Raw genomic sequence first — 1,134 nt, forward strand, 5'->3', positions numbered from 1 at the left:
CTCCAGCGTCAGCCCAAGATAGTCGGCGACATCGCGACGGCTCATTGGGAGACTCAATACTCCTGCCGCACTCAAGCGGACGTCCATTTCGATAAGGAAAGCCGCGACCTTCTCAATTGCTGTTTTACGCCCGAGTAACAGCATGTGAGTTTCGGCATGCTGAAGGTTGCTCGTGACAAGCCTCAGTACATTGTTGATTGCGGTCGCGCGGCCCCCCCTCTTCGTCGACAACACTCTGCCGATCGGTAAGGTCAACAGTCGTTTCGACAATTGCTTCGGCGGTAAATCGGTGAACTGGACCGTTCTCAATGCCGAAGATGTCGCCTAGCAGATGAAAGGCCATGATCTGCCGCCGACCGTCAACCAGCAATTTATAGCATCGAACCGCTCCGCTCTTGATTTGGTAGAGGTAATCGACCGGCTCCGCCTCCCCAAAGATTTCGGTACCGCGCTGATACTTGAATTTGCTGCAAGAGACAGCGTGACCAGCGAGCGCATTCAACCCGCTTGAGCCCGACCTTTGAGGCGCATTTGCTTGCGTCCTTACGACCATTCGTTCCTCCGCCCGGTCCATGGAAACCAACTAAGGTCGGGAGAAGTCGGTAAGTCCAATCGCGGGAGATCAAACTTGACGCGGTAAGCGCCCCGCGCCCCCTCGCGCAATGCTTCCGAATTTATGGGGTCTTCTGAACTTCCTGAAAGTCCGGACAGTGTGCTGCGCTTTCGGGCATCCCTTGCACCCGGGGAAATCAAACACGCAGAGTCCATCGCGTGAGAGCACGCCTGCCGCCATTGCGAAGTCGCACCACAACTCGATAGGCTGGGCTGAATTTCGGACATGATGCTCCTCCGAAGTCAGGCGGGAGCACAACACTCTCAGTCACCAATGATTACCGACAAAAGGAGCGGTCATGGAAATATTATGCCGCAGGGCAAAGCGAGCGTATGTTCAAAATTGCTCACCCGCGAAAACTCAAGAAACGGAATTGTGCCACAGCATGGGACGGCATCACTCATCACAATGTCGCCCTTTGGCCCGAAGGCGAAGAGGTTCGGAAAGCTGCATATGTCCGCTGCAAGGGGCAGACCGGAAATCGGCGACGTAGCTTTCGACTCCCGCCGTTGACCCCATAG

1 protein-coding gene and 1 pseudogene are annotated in these 1,134 nt (G+C 55.6%); both read right to left on the reverse strand.

Features of this window, described 5'->3' with window-relative positions; translation table 11 throughout:
* Positions 1-553, reverse strand: a pseudogene (locus AC1D00_RS42270) (cyclic nucleotide-binding domain-containing protein); the annotation flags it as partial.
* Positions 554-909: 356 nt separating this feature from the next.
* The coding region (locus AC1D00_RS42275; RefSeq protein ID WP_477014798.1) for a hypothetical protein at positions 910-1,134 on the reverse strand (225 nt) is incomplete at its 5' end.

The organism is Bradyrhizobium sp. P2_E8 (assembly GCF_056403875.1).